Below are 17,263 nucleotides of genomic sequence, written 5' to 3' on the forward strand. Positions count from 1 at the left end.
CCCCGGAACCGCCGATCCTGTTGCGGGAGATCGTCGGCAGCGTCGCCGTGCTGACGCTGAACCGCCCCGCCGCGCGCAACAGCCTGTCGGAGGCGATGATCGGCCAGCTGCATGCGAGCTTCAACGCGATTGCCGAGGACAAGCGCATCCGCGCCGCCGTCATTGCGGCCAACGGCCCGGCCTTTTCCGCCGGCCACGACATGAAGGAATTGACCGCGCGCCGCAGCGATCCCGATCGCGGCCGCGCCTATTTCGCCGAGATGATGAACGCCTGCAGCGCGATGATGCAGGCGATCGTGCGCCTGCCCAAGCCCGTGGTCGCAGCCGTCCAGGGGATCGCGACGGCGGCCGGCTGCCAGCTCGTCGCGAGCTGCGATCTTGCGATCGCTTCGGACGCCGCAAGCTTTGCGACGCCCGGCGTCGACATCGGCCTGTTCTGCTCGACGCCGATGGTGGCGCTGTCGCGCAACGTGCCGCGCAAGCAGGCGATGGAAATGCTGCTCACCGGCGAGCCGATCCCCGCCACACGTGCCCGCGAGATCGGCCTCGTCAACCGTGTGGTCGCGGCCGGCACCGAACGCGATGCCGCGATTGCGCTGGCCGAACAGGTCGCGCTGAAATCTGCCTACACCGTCAAGCTCGGCAAGGAGGCGTTCTACCGCCAGGCCGAAATGAGCCTTGCGGATGCCTATCGCTATGCGGCGGAGGTGATGACCGAGAACATGATGGCGCGCGACGCCGAGGAAGGCATCGGCGCGTTCATCGAAAAGCGCGAGCCGAAATGGGAAGATAGGTAAGCAGCCAACTCCTCATCCTGAGGAGCCGCGGAACGCGGCATCTCGAAGGATGAAGGCCCCGCCGGTGGCCTCATGGTTCGAGACGCACGTTCCGCGCTCCTCGCCATGAGGGGCTAGAGAAAAGAGCAAAATGAATCACGACGCCTATCCCGACAATTACATCCGCGGCATCCTCAACAGCGTGAAGTCGATCGCGATGGTCGGCGCCTCGCCGGTCAATGTTCGGCCGAGTTATTTTGCGTTCAAATATCTGGCGCAGCGCGGTTACGACATGATCCCGGTCAATCCCGGTCATGTCGGCAAGGAGCTCATCGGAAAGCCCTTCGTCGCCTCGCTCGCCGATATCGGCCGTCCGGTCGACATGATCGACATCTTCCGCAACTCCAGCCACATCATGCCCGTGGTCGAGGAGGCGTTGAGGCTCGATCCGCTGCCGAAGGTGATCTGGATGCAGCTGGGGGCACGCGACGACGCGGCCGCGGAGAAGGCCGAGGCCGCTGGTATCAAGGTCGTGATGAACCGCTGTCCCAAGATCGAATATGGCCGGCTATCCTCGGAAATATCCTGGATGGGCGTCAATTCGCGCACGCTCAGCTCCAAACGTCCGCCCGCGCCGACGCAAGGCATGCAATTGTCGCTCAATCGCATGAGCGTCGGCGGCGGCAATACCGCAGCGGCCGATCGCGCGGCCAAGAACAAGACCGAGCAGAGCTGACGCACCCGAAAAAGGTTCAAGTTCTGAGCGCGACATAGCGAAGCACGTTTCGAGCTGACGCGGCTTGACGCCGGGCGCGGCCCCGATCAGCATGCCGCGCGTTTTCAGACGACCCAAGAACAGGACGCCACGAATGAGCGATCGCCTTCCGGGATTTTCGACCCTTGCCGTGCATGCCGGTGCACAGCCCGATCCGACGACCGGTGCGCGCGCAACGCCGATTTATCAGACGACCTCTTTCGTCTTCAACGACGCCGATCATGCCGCCTCGCTGTTTGGCCTCCAGTCGTTCGGCAACATCTATACCCGCATCGGCAATCCCACGAATGCGGTGCTGGAAGAGCGCGTCGCAGCGCTCGAAGGCGGCACCGCCGCGCTTGCGGTGGCCTCGGGCCATGCCGCGCAGGTCGTGGTGATGCAGCAATTGCTCCAGCCCGGCGACGAATTCATCGCCGCGCGAAAGCTCTATGGCGGCTCGATCAACCAGTTCACCCACTCGTTCAAGAGCTTTGGCTGGAACGTGGTGTGGGCCGATCCCGATGACATTGCGAGCTTCGAGCGCGCGGTGACGCCGCGCACCAAGGCGATCTTCGTCGAGTCCATCGCCAATCCCGGCGGCAGCATCACCGACATCGAGGCGATCTCCACGGTTGCCCGCAAGGCCGGCGTGCCGCTGATCGTCGACAATACGCTGGCGACACCCTATCTGATCAAGCCGATCGACCACGGCGCCGACATCGTCGTGCACTCGCTGACGAAATTTCTGGGCGGCCATGGCAACTCGATCGGCGGCGTCATCGTCGATGCCGGCACCTTCGACTGGTCGAAGGACGGCAAATATCCGATGCTGTCCGAGCCGCGCCCCGAATACCATGGCATCAAGCTGCACGAGACCTTTGGCAATTTCGCCTTCGCGATCGCCTGCCGCGTGCTCGGGCTGCGCGACCTCGGTCCTGCTCTGTCGCCCTTCAACGCCTTCCTCATCCTCACCGGCATCGAGACGCTGCCGCTGCGCATGCAGAAGCACTGCGACAATGCCAAGGCGATCGCCGAATTCCTGTCCGGCCACTCCGCCGTGGCGTCGGTGAGCTATGCGGGTCTGGCGAACGACAAGTACAATCAGCTCGCGCGCAAATACGCGCCGAAGGGTGCCGGCGCGGTATTCACCTTCAGCTTGAAGGGCGGTTATGACGCCGGCGTCAGCCTGGTGTCGAAGCTGACGCTGTTCTCGCATCTGGCCAATGTCGGCGACACCCGCTCGCTGGTGATCCACCCCGCCTCGACCACACACAGCCAGCTCGACGATGCCGCCAAAGTAAAGTCCGGCGCCGGCCCCGACGTGGTGCGCTTGTCGATCGGCATCGAGGACAAGGAGGACCTGATCGCGGACCTCGAACAGGCCCTGGGCGCGTAATTTGCTGTCATTCCGGGGCGCCTCGAAGAGGCGAACCCGGAATCTCGCGCCGCAGCTTCTGGATTCCGGGTTCGTCGCTCCGGGCCGCGCTTGCGGTCCCGTCGCGACGCCCCGGAATGACGGGGCTCTCGTTAACGCTCCTCGCGCAATTGGCTGACATACTGGGTCGCCCAGATTGATTCGGAGCCGACCATGCTGCGCTGGATAATGTGCCCTCTGGCCGTGATGCTGATGGTCACCAGCGCGCTCGCGGCCGATCAGGTCGTCGTGCACAAGAAGCGACACGTCGAGCGCTTGCCGCCGGGGCTGCCGCGTCCGCATTACAAATACCGCACCACGATCGCACCGGCGGAGCCGCCGAAGGTCTGGGTCGAGACCGATCCGGACGCGTTGATCTCGCCGGCCTACGGCGTCGGCAGCTACATCCGCAATCTGCCGGGCACCCCGCTCCTGCCGGGCGCGCATACGCTGCCGGGTTATTACGGCCGGCCCTGGGACTATGATTATCAGGGGGCGTATTACGGCGGCCCGCAGGTCGACTATTTCTGGCGCCTGCCCTACGCCTGCGGCGTCTACGGCTATTGCTGATCAGCCAGCCTGGCTCGCGCGGACGACGCGCGAATAGGTCTCCGCGGGCTTTCGCGCCGCGAGCCGCTCGGCCTGCATCACCGCCAGCGTCAGCACGAGGATCGCGACGGCCTGATGTGCGAGCGCAAGGCCGATCGGCACCTGGTTAAGCAGTGTCAGGATGCCGAGCATCGCTTGCAAGCTCACCGCCGCAAACAGCCACACGGCGCCGCCCGCAGCAGAACCTGCGCGCGAGCGCACGGCATCGAACGCGTGTAGTGCCGCCAGCGCGAACAGCGTATAGGCCGTCATGCGGTGCTCGAACTGCACGGTCAGCACGTTGTCGAACAGGTTGCGCCACCACGGCGTCTCGAACCACAGCCGTTCCGCCGACGGGATGAATGCGCCGTCGATCTCGGGCCAGGTATTGTAGGCGCGCCCTGCCCGCAGACCCGCCACCAGCGCGCCGAGATAAAGCTGCACGAAGGTCACGACGACGAGCACCGCGCTCGTGAACTTCAGTCGCGCTGAGGCAACGATCTCCTGCCGCGCGCCGAGCCGCCGCAAGGTCCAGATGATGCCGGCGAAGATCAGCAGCGCCAGAACCAGATGCGTCGCAAGCCGATACTGCGACACTTCGACACGTTCGGAGAGCCCGGAGGCCACCATCCACCAGCCGACCGCGCCTTGCAGCGCGCCGAGGCCGAACAGCAACCACAGCCGCCGCTTCAGTTCGCTCGATAGACCGCCGCGCCACAGGAAGAACAGGAACGGCAACAAATAGGCGACACCGATGAAGCGGCCGAGCAGCCGGTGGCTCCATTCCCACCAGAAGATGGTCTTGAACTCAGACAGGCTCATGCCGGCATTGAGCTCGCGATACTGCGGGATCTTCTTGTAGGCGTCGAAGGCCTCTGTCCACTGAGTCTCGGTGAGCGGCGGCAGCGCGCCCGTTACCGGCTTCCATTCGACGATCGAGAGCCCGGCCTCCGTCAGTCGCGTCGCGCCGCCGACCAGCACCATCAGCGCGATCAGCGCGGCCACGGCAATGAGCCACCAGCGCACGGCGCGATGCGGGTCGGACGAAGCTGATATCGTGGTCATTTCGGCCGGAAAACCAATGCTTGAACCAGGCTGCGCGCCCCTTATAGTCGCCCGCTCCCGCAGCGCAAGTTACGCGAAAGCCGCAATTTCCCCCATGAAAATCCGCACCCGCAAGTTCCTCGGTACAATCGCGCTCCTGGTGCTGGCGGCGACGTGGGCGCTGATCGGCATGGCGCTCGCGCAGATGCCGTGGATCGCGGAATCCGGCTGGCGGCAGGCGATCTATTACGTCGTGGTCGGCATGGGCTGGGTGCTGCCGGCTATGCCGGTCGTGAGCTGGATGCAGCGGCCCGACCCGGCCTAGCCTACGCAAACGCGCTTGCGCGTTTGTCGGCAGCAAGCTCGGGTGTCCGCTCATCCGGCCGGATCGAACTTAACTCAAGACGACGTACTGCCCGTCGGCTTCACCGGCGGAAACGTCACGCCGGAGACAAGCACGCGCAGCATCCGCAGCGAGCGGCGCCGGCCGTCCCACGAAATCCGCGGCAACGCGCGCAGATTGGTCCGCCCCTCGACGTCCACGATGCCAGGAATCGTCGACACCGCACTGGCAAAGCCCGCCTCCTCCGCCATCACCACGTGGCTGCGCCGAAACGAGATGCGGTCGCCGAACGGATAGGCAAAGTGTCCGATCTCGCGGTGGAACGCAGACTCCGCCACGGCCTTGCCCATCGCCATCTCACGCGCGGCGGCAATATCTTTCATGGTGGCGAGTGCGGCATAGTTCACCGTCGCGCTGCCGATCGTCACCAGCGGGTCGGCCGCAAGTTTAGAAAGATCCGACCAATCCATCGACGTCTCGCGCCGGATGGTGGCGAGATCGACCCGATAGCGCTTGCAGAGATCGTTGATCGCAGCCGACAGCTCCGCAGGCGGCAAGGTTCTGAGCCACTCTTCGAGCAGCGTGAACAGCTCCTGCTTCTCCGCGCGCTCCGTGACGACGAAACGCTGCTCCTTCTCGCCCATCATCAGGCTGATGCGGCTCTCGCGCGCGATCACCTGTTCGAGCGCGAGCCACCAGGCTTCGCCGACACCGTCGGGAAAGGCGGTCGGCACGTAGACCGTGAAGGGCACGCCGTGGTGCGACAGCACCGGATAGGCGAATGTGGCGAGATCCTTGTACGCACACTCGAAGGTCAGCGCCACGAAGCGCCGCCGCTCGGGCAGCGTCACCGCGCGCCGGCAGACCTCGTCCATGCTGACGATGTCGAACTTCCACCGCTTCAACGCGTAAAGCACGCGGTCGAGGAATTTTGGCGTGATCTCATTGGCAAGCAGCGGCTGGAACGGCGCGCGCCCGCGCGGCCTGACGCGCTGAAAGCGCAGGATCGCTCCGGCGCCGCCTGCGCTTCGTCCGCGCAGCCGGTGCTGGCCGGTGAACCAGGCCAGTTCCAGCCGCAGCCGTTCCATCCATCGATCGTCGGATGCCAAAATCCCACCCATTACGAACCGGCGAGCGGCCGGTTCCCCTTTCCATTGTCCTTACCCTTTGTTGACATTTCTTTGCAAAGGTCGGCCACAGGCCGAACCACGCTTGTTTTCCATTTTCTCGACAGGTTTTGCGAATGACCATGGCTGCGGCGATGCAAAGCCGGACGGCAGAAGCGCCAGCGCGGTCGGAAACGAGCCGTATCGCTGAGGTCGACATCGTCAGCGATCTCGCCATGGCCGAACCGGTCTGGCGTGCGCTGGAGAAGACCGGCCATTTCGGAACACCCTATCAGCGCTTCGACCTGCTCACCCCCTGGCAGCGTCTCGCCGGCGCGCACGAAGGCGCGACGCCGTTCGTCGTCATTGCGCGCGATGCCGAGCGTCGGCCGCTTGTCGTGCTGCCATTGTGCACGCGGCAAAACCATGGTGTCACCGTCGCCTGCTTCATGGGCGGCAAGCATACGACCTTCAACATGGGCTTGTGGGACGCCGATTTCGTCGGCCAGGCCAACACCGCCGATCTCGACGCGCTGTTCGCGGCCCTGCGCGCGCGCGGCGGCATCGACGTGCTCGCGTTATCGCAGCAGCCGATGCGCTGGCGCGACCAGCAAAACCCGTTCGCGCTTCTGCCGCGCCAAAACTCCATCAACGGCTGCCCACTGCTCGCGATGCCGCCGGGCTGCCCGCCGGCGTCACGCATCAGCAACTCCTTCCGCCGGCGTCTGAAGAGCAAGGAAAAGAAACTTCAGGCGCTCTCCGGCTACCGCTATCACGTCCCCACCACCGACGACGACATCACGCGCCTGCTCGACTGGTTCTTTCGCGTCAAGCCCGCGCGGATGGCGGAGCAGAAGCTGCCGAACGTGTTCGCCGAGCCTGGCGTCGAAGCTTTCATCCGAACGGCCTGCCTGACACCGCGCGGCGAGGCCCGCGTCATCGACATCCATGCGTTGGAATGCGACGAAGAAGTGATCGCGATCTTCGCCGGCGTCGCCGACGGCCGCCGCTTCTCGACGATGTTCAACACCTACACGACGTCGGACCATTCGCGCTTCAGCCCCGGCCTGATCCTGATGCGGAACATCATCGACCGCTACGCGGAAGCCGGCTATGACGCGCTCGATCTCGGCATCGGCTCGGACGACTACAAGCGCCTGTTCTGCAAGGGCGACGAAGAGATTTTTGACAGCTTCGTCCCGCTGACCTCGCGTGGCAGGCTGGCGGCGATGGCAATGTCCTCGCTGAGCCACGGCAAGCGCCTGGTGAAGCAGAACCAGATGCTGTTCGACCTGGCGCGAAAGCTGCGGCGGGCGTTTGGGTAAGGCCTACGGCTCCTCGCACCCGCGAGCTGCCTTGGCTCGGGTTGTGGCAGCCTCAAACACCGCAATAAGCCGATCTAGTTGCCATAGCTCGATGTCGTTGACATCAACCAGCTGCTGCGCACGTTCTCGCGCTTCCTGCTCGTTGGCACATTGCAAATTGGCCACGCTTATAACATGGCGGTGCTGATCCAGAAGGTAAGCTCGGTAGTGCGCCATCCCACACCCCCCAGGCCGAGAAATTACTCCACCGATGCGCGAGGTTATCGCAATCAGTCAGTCCCTCGCCAGCAACGCCGACGTTGGGTTTCCTAATGGCGCAAGTGCTAATTGTAGTCTTGTAACAAGGAACGGGCTGCCACATCCGATTTTTGGTAGCCGAGTGCTCCGCACATCGGTGCGCCCTTACCTAGGCCGCCACCACGCGCGGCACCTCCGCTGCATCCGACGGCTGCACCGGCTTCCTCAGCATCGTCACCTCGCTGAAGCCGACCGCCTTGAGCTGCTCGCACATCGAGGTGCGGGCCTCAGTGGGCATGACGGCGTCCGGCACCACGACGGCGCGGGCATTCGTCGTCAGCAGCTCGGCAGGCAGGTCGGAGGCGCTACCGGCGTCGAGCAGCACGTGGTCGTAGACACGGAGCAAGGCATCGATCGCCAGCGTCACGCGCGGCGATTGCAGAAGGCTGCGGTCGAAGCCAGGGCGACCTGCCGCCACCAGCTGCAGGCGCGAGAGCTTGTCCTTGGTGATGATCTGCGCGAACGAGGCCTCACCCTGCATCAACTCGGCAAGGCCCGGTGCTGCCGGGTCGGCCGAGATGGCCGAAATCGTCGGCGACGATGCGGCGAGGTCGACGACCACGACCCGCGCATCGCGCACCAGATGGCGCGCCAGCGTCAACGCGGTCAGCGTGATGCCCTCGCCCGCCGCGGTGCCGAGCACAGTCACCTTGCGCGCGGCGGCGCCGGCGCTGCGCAGGCCGTCGGCGAGCTGTTCGATCTCGGCGAACTCGGTGATGCCTGCATCGAAAGCCATCTCCGGCTGGAGCGGCGGCGGCTCGCTCACCACCGGCTGGGACTCGGGCTCGGGCTCGACGATTGGTTCACTGGGGGCAGTCGCGCGCGAGGCGGCTGAGGCAGGCGTGAATGCGGCAATTGCGCGCGGCGCGGTCATGCGCAGGAGCTCGCCGGTGACGACGACGCCGGTGCTAAGCAGCAACGTCGCCAGCGTGGCGATGAGCACGATCGGCAGCTTCTTCGGATAGGCGATCGTGTTCGAGACGATGGCACGCGAAATGATGCGACCTTCGGTCGGCGCGGTATCGATGGTCTCCCGGGCATTGGCCTCGCGATATTTGGCGAGATAGGTCTCGAGCAGGTCGCGTTGCGCCTTGGCCTCGCGCTCCAGCGCGCGAAGCTGGACGTCCTGGCCGTTGGTCGAGGTCGCCTGCTTCTTGAGCTGCTCGAGGCCTACGGTGAGGCTGTCGACGCGGCTGCCGGCGATCCGCGCGTCGTTCTCCAGCGAGCGGGAGATCTTGCCCGCCTCGTCACGGATCTGCGTGTCGAGGTCGCCGATCTGCGCCTTCAACTCCTTGATGCGCGGATGATTGCCGAGCAGCGTCGAGGACTGCTCGGCGAGCTGCGCCCGCAGCGTCACCCGCTGCTCGGACAACCGGCGCATCAGCTCGGAATTCAGCACCTCCGATGCCTCGATCGGCTTGCCGCTCTGGAGCATCTCGCGGATCAGCCGCGCCCTGGCTTCGGCATCGGCCCTCATCGCGCGCGCATTGTTGAGCTGGGTGTTGAGCTCGCCCATCTGCTGGTTCGACAGCGTGGTGTTGTTGGTGCCGACGAACAGCGACGATTTGGAGCGAAAATCCTCGGCCTTGGCCTCGGCTTCCGAAACCTTCCTGCGCAGGTTCTCGATCTCGCCCGACAGCCACGCGCTGGCGGACTTGGCCTGCTCCTGGCGCGCGCTCTGTTGCAGCACCAGATAGCCGTCGGCGATCGAATTGGCGACGCGCGCGGCGAGGTCCGGATCGGTCGACTGGAATTCGACGACGATCACGCGCGACTTGTCGACCGCATAGGCGGTCAGGCGGTCGTAATAGGCATCCAGCACCCGCTCTTCCGGCGTCATCGAGAACGGATCGCGGCCGATTCCGAACAATGCCGCCAGCGACTTCAGCGGCGAGATACCGCGCAGGACCGGGTCGAATTCGGGCAGCTCCGCGAGCTTGTTCTTCTTGATGATCTCGCGCGCCAGATCGCGCGACAGCACGAGCTGCACCTGGCTGGTGACGGCCTCGGCGTCGAGCGCCTGCCGCTCCTCGGTGCTGCGGTCGCTGGACGGACGCAGGAAGACGTTCTCGCGCCCGTCGATCAGGATGCGGGCTTCCGACTTGTAGCGCGGCGTCACCAGATTGACGCCGGCGAGCGCGAGCACCAGCGCCAGCACCGTCGGCACGATGATGAAGCCGCGCCTGCGCTTGAGCGCAGCGCCGAGCGCGTGCAGATCGATGTCGCCGGATTCGGCTTGCGCCTGCCGCGCGACACCGGCCGCGAGCATCGGCTCGGGCTTGTGCAAGGCCCGTTCGATCACGGCCTTGTCCTTGCCGTCACGCCAGAACGCAAAACGCATCGCACACTCCCGCAGGGCAACGCCGCCGCCCACCTCAACCGAGGCGATTACACTCCATTATGGTTGCCGCTGGGTTAATCGCGCCGCACGCGTGCAGGGCGCGATGCGCGAATACCGTTTGTTAACCATGAGGCCGCTTAATCGGGATCGATAATTCAGTGGATTGCTCCGTCATCGCTCGCGAGCGCTGGTTCAGATCATGCCCCCCTCTCTCGACCAGCCGCTTCGCATCCTGCACGCCGTGCGTGCCCCGGTCGGTGGCATCTTCCGTCATATCCTCGATCTCGCCAACGGCCAGGTCGATCGCGGACATCATGTCGGCATTCTCGCCGACGATCTCACCGGTGGGGAGCGCGCAGCGAACGCGCTGGCCGAGATCGCGCCACGCCTGAAGCTCGGCGTCTATCGACTCGCGATCCGCCGCGACCCATCGCCCGAAGACTTTCTCGTCTGGCTGCGCATGAGGCGCCTGATCGCCAAGCTCAAGCCGGATGTGATGCATGGCCATGGCGCCAAGGCCGGCGCCTTCGTGCGGCTCAGGCGGCGCTCGAACGACACCATCCGCATCTACACCCCGCACGGCGGCTCGCTGCACTATCCTCTGCACACCTTCAAGGGCGAGTTTTACGCGCGACTTGAACGGACCCTGACCAACAGCACCGACCTGTTCCTGTTCGAAAGCGCCTTTGCCCGCGACACCTATCAGCGCATCGTCGGCAAGCCCAAAGGCGTCGTGCGCTGCGTCTTCAACGGCGTAACGCCTGAAGAATTCGAGCCCGTCGTCATTGCCGACGATGCGACCGACCTCGCCTATGTCGGCGAGTTTCGGCACATCAAGGGCGCTGATCTCCTCGTTGACGCCGTGGCGCGTCTGCACGGTCAGGGTCGGAACGTCACGCTGACACTCGGCGGCGACGGCGAGGAGATGGCGGCGCTGAAGGCGCAGGTCGAAAGGCTCGGCCTGACCAATTCGATCCGCTTCATCGGCCACGTCAAGGCGCGCTACGGCTTCTCCAAGGGGAGGCTGCTGGTTGTTCCTTCGCGCGGCGATTCCATGCCCTATGTCGTGATCGAAGCCGGTGCGGCCGGCATCCCCATGATCGCCGCGAAGGTCGGCGGCATTCCCGAGATCTTTGACGCCGGGAGTTCCGCCCTCTTCGCTCCGAGCAATGCCGAGGCCATGGCGGAGGCCATTGGGGCTGCGCTGGACGATCCTCAAGCGACGAGCCAGCGCGCGGCGAGGTTGCGCGAGCGGATCTCGACGCACTTCTCCCAGCAGGCGATGGTGGACGGCGTGCTTGCCGGCTATCGCGACGCATTTACCGATCATTAACCGCTCTTAAGGCGGTTTTAGAATTTCTTCCGATTTGTCCGATAAGCGAGAGCGAGGGGGACTCCCGCGCTTCGCGCGCCTAAATGCGCGCCCGGCGGGGTGTCAGGAATGGACGTGGACGACTGTGGAACCACTCAACGCACGCTCGATGCTCGACGCCGCCACCAGCGCGGCCGCACCCGCTGACAGGCCCTTTGTGATGTGTATAAGAGACAGGCTATGTCGCGCCGCAGACCGGCTTCCGCTGGGAATATCTCGCCGCGATCTGCGCCGCCGCACTGGCAGCCGTGATCTGCTTCCAGGCCGCCGATATGTATCAGGTGCAGCTCTTCCGCGGTCAGCTCCGCCAGATGACGCGGATGATTTCGTCCTGGTCGTTCGTGTTCCTGCTGTTCATAGGCATGTCGTTCTTCGCCAGGGTCGGCAGTGAAGTCTCGCGGCTGTGGCTCGCCGCCTTCTTCTTCCTTGGCCTCGCCGCGCTCGTCGCCGAGCGCCTGGCGCTGCGAACGCTGGTGCGTACCTGGGCGCGCGAGGGCCGGCTCGACCGCCGCACCATCATCGTCGGCTCCGACAGCAACGGCGAAGAGCTTGTCGAGGCGCTGAAGGCGCAGGAGGACTCCGATATCCACGTGCTTGGCGTGTTCGACGATCGCAACGACAGTCGCGCGCTCGACACCTGCGCCGGCGCGGCGAAGCTCGGCAAGGTCGACGACATCGTCGAGTTCGCTCGCCGCACCCGCGTCGATCTCGTGCTGTTCGCGCTGCCGATCTCGGCGGAGACGCGCATCCTCGAGATGCTGAAGAAGCTCTGGGTGCTGCCGGTCGACATCCGCCTCTCCGCGCACACCAACAAGCTGCGTTTCCGTCCCCGCTCCTATTCCTATCTCGGCGAGGTGCCGACCCTCGACGTGTTCGAGGCGCCGATCACCGACTGGGACCTGGTGATGAAATGGCTGTTCGACCGCATCGTCGGCGGCCTCGCGTTGCTCGCGGCCCTTCCCGTGATGGCGCTGGTGGCGCTGGCGGTGAAGCTCGACAGCCCCGGCCCCGTGCTATTCCGCCAAAAACGCTTCGGCTTCAACAACGAGCGCATCGACGTCTACAAATTCCGTTCGATGTATCACCATCAGGCTGACCCGACAGCCTCGAAGGTCGTCACGAAGAACGATCCGCGCGTCACCCGCGTCGGCCGCTTCATCCGCAAGACCAGCCTCGACGAATTGCCGCAACTCTTCAACGTGATCTTCTCCGGCAATCTCTCCCTCGTCGGCCCGCGCCCGCACGCCGTCCAGGGCAAGCTCCAGAGCCGCCTGTTCGACGAGGCCGTCGACGGCTATTTCGCCCGTCACCGCGTCAAGCCGGGCATCACCGGCTGGGCCCAGATCAACGGCTGGCGCGGCGAGATCGACAACGAAGAGAAGATCCAGAAGCGCGTCGAGTTCGACCTCTACTACATCGAGAACTGGTCGGTGCTGTTCGACCTCTACATCCTCCTGAAGACGCCGATCTCGCTGCTGACCAAGAACGAGAACGCGTATTGATGGTGGATCGCCCAAGCCAAGCTGTCATCGCCCGGCTTGACCGGACGATCCAGTAATCACCGGCAGCGGACGTCACCACTGACGGCGCGGAGTACTGGATGCCCCGCCTTCGCGGGGCATGACTGCGGAAGTTGTGTCGAGAAACTGCGTAACTGCGTGAGCGTATGATGGCGTATGCGGCGACAGCCGGGGGAATGAACGTAGCGCGACCTGCTGCGCCCGGCGTGCTGGCCTTGCAGCGCGCGATGGTGTGGCTGGCCGGCGCCTCCGGCGCGGTCGTCTTCATCGAGCCCAGCCCCTACGAGATCGTGACGCTGCTTGCGACCGTCACCTTCTTCGCCACCGGCCTGCGGCTTCGCCTCGTCTTCATGCCGCTCGTGCTGCTGCTGATCCTGCTCAATGTCGGCTACACCGTGAGCGCCATTCCGCTGCTCGGCCAGTCCGAGGTGGCAAGCTGGATCGCGACCTCCTGGTACATGGCGGTGACGGTGGTGTTCTTCGCCATGGTCACATCGGAGGATACGGCGGCGCGGCTCGACATGCTGCGGCGCGGCCTCGTGGTCGGCGCGATGGTCGCCTCCACCTCGGCAATCGCTGGCTACTTCAATCTCGTTCCCGGCGGCCACGACCTCCTGACGCTCTACGAGCGCGCGCGCGGCACATTCAAGGACCCGAACGTACTCGGCGCGTTCCTGATCCTGCCGGCGCTGTTTTCGTTGCAAAGCGTGGTCTCGGACAGGCTGGCCAAGGCGTTCCGCAACGCGATCGCCTTCGCCATCATGGCGCTCGCGATCCTGCTCGCCTTCTCCCGTGCCGCCTGGGGCGGCCTGATCCTGACCTCCGGCTTCATGCTGGCGCTCATGGTGCTGACCAGCCCGAGCAATGCGCAGCGCTCGCGCATCATCGTCATGGCGCTGGTTGCGGCCGCGCTGGGGCTGGCGCTGGTCGCCATCCTGCTCTCATTCGACTCCATCGCCGAGATGTTCAAGCAGCGCGCGAGCTTCGACCAGAGCTATGACGAAGGCCGCTTCGGCCGCTTCGGTCGCCACATCCTCGGCGCGGAGATGGCGCTCGACCTGCCGTTCGGCATCGGTCCCCTGCAATTCCACCGCTACTTCCCGGAAGATACCCACAACTCCTATCTCAACGCCTTCATGTCGGGAGGCTGGCTCTCCGGCATCTGCTATCCCGCGTTGGTCTTCACCACCGTGATCACAGGCTTTCGCCACGTCTTCGTACGCGTGCCCTGGCAGCGCGCTTATCTAGCGATCTTCTCTGCCTTCGTCGGCACCGTCGGCGAAAGCTTTATCATCGACACCGACCACTGGCGGCATTTCTGGATGATGCTGGGGGCGATGTGGGGCACGATCGCGGCCGCGCAGGCCTATAAGGCGATGCACTCGGACGTTGGCAAGGCTTCGCTGGAGTCCTAGCAAGCGTTTCGCAAAACGCGGCACACGGCCAGCGGGACGCCGCGCCTTGTCTTTTCCTCGTCCTGCTGCGCTGCGTCCAACCATCTCGAATATGTCCAATCCGTGATGCTCAGGCGCAGACATCTCGATTGACAAGCGGAGACCCGACAATTCTAATCGATTGACCTTTCGCGAGAGCCGTTTGCTCGGACGAAATGGGGCTCGAATGCAGGTCGCGACGCAAAGAAGCGCGGTTGCACAATGATGAAAAAGACGAACCAAGTCGTTCGCGAGGAAATCGTCTGCGAAATGGGAGGGGCGCCGCAGTGACAGGCGATGGCCCTCGGCGCAGTGATGACGAGCCGCCCGAGGGCACTCAGTCCAAGGTGCTTCGGATCGATCGTCTGTGCAAGCGCTTCGGCGGTACCCAGGCCCTCAACGAGGTGAGCATGGCCGTGGGCCGCGGCGAGGTCGTCGCTCTTCTTGGCGAGAACGGCGCGGGCAAGTCGACCCTGATCAAAATCCTGGCGGGCGTGTACTCCGCCGACAGCGGAACCATCTCCTATGCAGGCCAGGATATGACGTCCTCGGTCAGGCGCCTGCCCCTATCGTTCATCCATCAGGATCTCGGACTGATCGACTGGATGACGGTTGCCGAAAACATCTGCCTGACCCTCGGCTATCCCCGCCGTTTCGGCGTCATCGACTGGACCAAGGCGCGCAAGCGGGCCGAGCTTGCCCTTGCAAGACTCGGCGCCGACATCGATCCGGACCTCCGTATCCAAAGCCTGACACGAACGGAGAAATCGCTGGTCGCGATCGCCCGTGCGCTCGCGACTGACGCGGAAATCCTGGTGCTTGATGAGCCGACCGCAAGTCTTCCTGCGGACGAGGTATTGCGCCTGTTCACGGCACTCCGCCGCCTGCGCGATCACGGTGTAGGCATGATCTACGTCTCGCATCGGCTCGACGAGGTGTTCGAAGTCGCCGACCGGATGGTCGTATTGCGCGACGGCCGGATGGCCGGCGAGCGCATGATCACGCAGACATCGCCGGATGAAACCATCCTGCTCATTGTCGGACGCGAGCCATCTCAGGTCTTCCGACGGCCCGCCGAGCGCGAAGGCGCAGCTCGCCTCGGGCTCGACCATGCATCGATGACGTCCGTCGGGCCGATCGACTGCCGCATCCACGCCGGCGAAATCGTTGGTCTCGTCGGCTTGCGTGGCGCAGGCCAGGAGGCCCTCGGCCGCGCGCTGTTCGGCATGGAAGCGGTTACCAGCGGACGAATCCTGATCGACGGTGTGCCCGTCGAGATCAATTCTCCGCGGAGTGCGATGGATCTGGGAATCAGCCTCGTCTGCGCGGACCGCGTCGGAGAATCCATCGTCCCGGGCCTGTCGGTGCGGGAGAACTTCTTCCTCAATCCCCTCGCAGCAGGACACGCGGCTTCAACCTGGCTTGCGCCGGCGAAGGAGCGAGCAACGGCCAGGCGGCTCGGCGTGACTGTTGATCTTCGGCCCAATGATCCGAACCTGGCGATCGAGCTATTGTCCGGCGGAAACCAGCAGAAGGTTGCGATCGGGCGCTGGCTCAATCTGAAATCCAAGGTCTATGTCTTCGAGGACCCGACGGCCGGCGTGGACGTCGGCTCGAAAGCAGAGATTTACAAGCTGTTCGATGTGGCGCTTTCCGAAGGCGCCGCCATACTGATCGTGTCGACCGACTTCGAGGAGATCGCGAAGGTCTGCCATCGCGCGCTGGTGTTCAGCCGCGGCCACGTCGTTCGCGAGCTTCATTCCGACGATCTGTCCATCAGCAATCTGTTGTCCGCCGCTTCCGCCAGCGTCGCGGGCAGCTCCGTCGCAGCGTAAGGGGCGGCTCACTGTCCGAGGCCTAAGATGCAATCCATCAAGTCGAATGCCCTGGAGCCTACGCGACCCGAACTCGCAGCGCTGACCAACGGGCAGGCGATCTTGCGATTGCTCCCGGTGTACGGCTTGCCGTTGCTGACGTTGCTCCTGATCATCTTCTTCTCGATCGCGCTGCCGGATACTTTTCCGACCTGGCTCAACGCACGCTCGATCCTTGCGGACAAATCCATCGTCGCGCTGCTGGCGCTCGCTGCGACCCTGCCGATGATGGCCGGCCGCATCGATCTCACGGTCGGCTTCGGCATCGTGATGTGGCACATCCTGGCGATCAGCTTCCAAGTGAAATACGGCATCTCGTGGCCGATCGCGATCCTGCTGGTCGTGGCTTGCGCGGGCTTCGTCGGTCTCGTCAATGGCGTGCTGGTCGAAGTCGCCCAGGTCGATGCCTTCGTCGCGACGCTGGGCACCGGCACGATCCTCTATGCGCTTGCGCTCTGGCACACCGAAGGCCGCCAGATTATCGGCAATCTGCCGCCCGATTTCGTTGCGATTAATTGGGCGTCGGTATTCGGCATACCGATCCCCGCCTTCTACGTGATCGGGCTTGCAATTGTCTTGTGGATCGTCAGCGAGCGCCTGCCGATCGGCCGTTTCATCTACGCGATTGGTGCCAACGAGAAGGCAGCCGCGCTCAACGGCATTCCGGTGCGGGCCTATGTGATCGGCGTGTTCGTGGCTTCCGGCGTCATCACCGGGCTCGCAGGTTGCGTGCTCGGGGCAAAGCTGCGCATCGGCCAGGCGAATGTGGGGCTCGATTTCCTTCTCCCTGCCCTCGTCGGCGCCTTCCTGGGATCGACGACGATCAAGCCCGGCCGCGTCAATGTTTGGGGGAGTGTGTTCGGCATCCTCATTCTCGCCGTCGGCATTTCCGGCATCCAATTGTTCGGCGGCGCCTTCTTCATCGAGCCCCTGTTCAACGGCACGACGCTGGTCGTCGCGATCGCGCTTGCAGCGTTCGCGCAGCGCCGTCGTGCGGTCGCCAAGCCGCCGCCACGCGATCCAAAGGCAATGCCGACCCAATCAAAATCCGCAGAGACGGCCAGGGCCACCTGACG

The 17,263-nt window shown here is 64.5% G+C and carries 13 protein-coding genes and 1 pseudogene; 11 read left to right on the plus strand and 3 right to left on the minus strand.

The genetic code is table 11. From position 1 onward, the window contains the following. The 4 genes from SO180_RS20445 to SO180_RS20460 all read left to right on the plus strand — a co-directional run. Positions 1–797 (plus strand): enoyl-CoA hydratase (locus tag SO180_RS20445; RefSeq protein WP_449380640.1); only part of this gene is annotated, 797 nt, incomplete at its 5' end. Positions 798–927: 130 nt separating this feature from the next. Continuing rightward, positions 928–1,512, plus strand: a complete 585-nt coding sequence (locus SO180_RS20450; RefSeq protein WP_449380641.1) for a CoA-binding protein — start codon at positions 928–930, stop codon at positions 1,510–1,512. Positions 1,513–1,645: 133 nt separating this feature from the next. Continuing rightward, on the plus strand, positions 1,646–2,926 hold the full coding sequence (locus tag SO180_RS20455; RefSeq protein ID WP_449380642.1) for an O-acetylhomoserine aminocarboxypropyltransferase: 1,281 nt from the start codon (positions 1,646–1,648) through the stop codon (positions 2,924–2,926). 192 nt (positions 2,927–3,118) lie between these two features. Further along, entirely contained in the window at positions 3,119–3,514 is a 396-nt protein-coding gene (locus SO180_RS20460; protein ID WP_449380643.1) for a hypothetical protein, read from the plus strand. On the opposite strand, the gene SO180_RS20465 is transcribed toward SO180_RS20460, so the two are convergent. Beyond that, positions 3,515–4,597: a COX15/CtaA family protein gene (locus SO180_RS20465; protein ID WP_449380644.1), complete on the minus strand. Its 1,083-nt coding sequence runs from the start codon at positions 4,595–4,597 to the stop codon at positions 3,515–3,517. It abuts the gene before it with no gap. A gap of 94 nt (positions 4,598–4,691) precedes the next feature. Here SO180_RS20465 and SO180_RS20470 point away from each other — a divergent pair, with 94 nt between their 5' ends. Further along, positions 4,692–4,901 carry a DUF2842 domain-containing protein gene (locus tag SO180_RS20470; protein ID WP_449380645.1) on the plus strand — a complete coding sequence of 70 codons (210 nt, stop codon included), beginning with the start codon at positions 4,692–4,694 and terminating at the stop codon, positions 4,899–4,901. A 74-nt stretch (positions 4,902–4,975) separates the two neighbouring features. Here the strand turns inward: SO180_RS20470 and SO180_RS20475 are convergent, their stop codons facing one another. After that, complete coding sequence (locus tag SO180_RS20475) at positions 4,976–6,028, minus strand: polysaccharide deacetylase family protein (RefSeq protein WP_449380646.1); 1,053 nt, start codon at positions 6,026–6,028, stop codon at positions 4,976–4,978. 134 nt (positions 6,029–6,162) lie between these two features. Between SO180_RS20475 and SO180_RS20480 the strand changes: the two genes are divergently transcribed. After that, positions 6,163–7,350, plus strand: coding sequence for a GNAT family N-acetyltransferase (locus tag SO180_RS20480; RefSeq protein ID WP_449380647.1), 1,188 nt, complete (start codon positions 6,163–6,165; stop codon positions 7,348–7,350). 406 nt (positions 7,351–7,756) lie between these two features. Here SO180_RS20480 and SO180_RS20485 read toward each other — a convergent pair whose 3' ends face one another. Next, complete coding sequence (locus SO180_RS20485) at positions 7,757–9,988, minus strand: GumC family protein (RefSeq protein WP_449380648.1); 2,232 nt, start codon at positions 9,986–9,988, stop codon at positions 7,757–7,759. A 199-nt stretch (positions 9,989–10,187) separates the two neighbouring features. On the opposite strand from SO180_RS20485, the gene SO180_RS20490 reads away from it, so the two are divergent. From SO180_RS20490 to SO180_RS20510, 5 genes and pseudogenes are all read left to right on the plus strand, one after another. Beyond that, entirely contained in the window at positions 10,188–11,321 is a 1,134-nt protein-coding gene (locus SO180_RS20490; protein WP_449380649.1) for a glycosyltransferase family 4 protein, read from the plus strand. Positions 11,322–11,445: 124 nt separating this feature from the next. Further along, a pseudogene (locus SO180_RS20495) lies at positions 11,446–12,862 on the plus strand (undecaprenyl-phosphate glucose phosphotransferase). 167 nt (positions 12,863–13,029) lie between these two features. Continuing rightward, positions 13,030–14,295: an O-antigen ligase family protein gene (locus tag SO180_RS20500; protein ID WP_449380650.1), complete on the plus strand. Its 1,266-nt coding sequence runs from the start codon at positions 13,030–13,032 to the stop codon at positions 14,293–14,295. A 305-nt stretch (positions 14,296–14,600) separates the two neighbouring features. Further along, positions 14,601–16,148: a sugar ABC transporter ATP-binding protein gene (locus tag SO180_RS20505; RefSeq protein WP_449380651.1), complete on the plus strand. Its 1,548-nt coding sequence runs from the start codon at positions 14,601–14,603 to the stop codon at positions 16,146–16,148. Positions 16,149–16,175: 27 nt separating this feature from the next. Beyond that, positions 16,176–17,261 carry an ABC transporter permease gene (locus SO180_RS20510; protein WP_449380652.1) on the plus strand — a complete coding sequence of 362 codons (1,086 nt, stop codon included), beginning with the start codon at positions 16,176–16,178 and terminating at the stop codon, positions 17,259–17,261. The last annotated feature ends 2 nt before the right edge of the window (positions 17,262–17,263 follow it).

The sequence above is a fragment of the Bradyrhizobium sp. UFLA05-112 genome, from assembly GCF_053572325.1.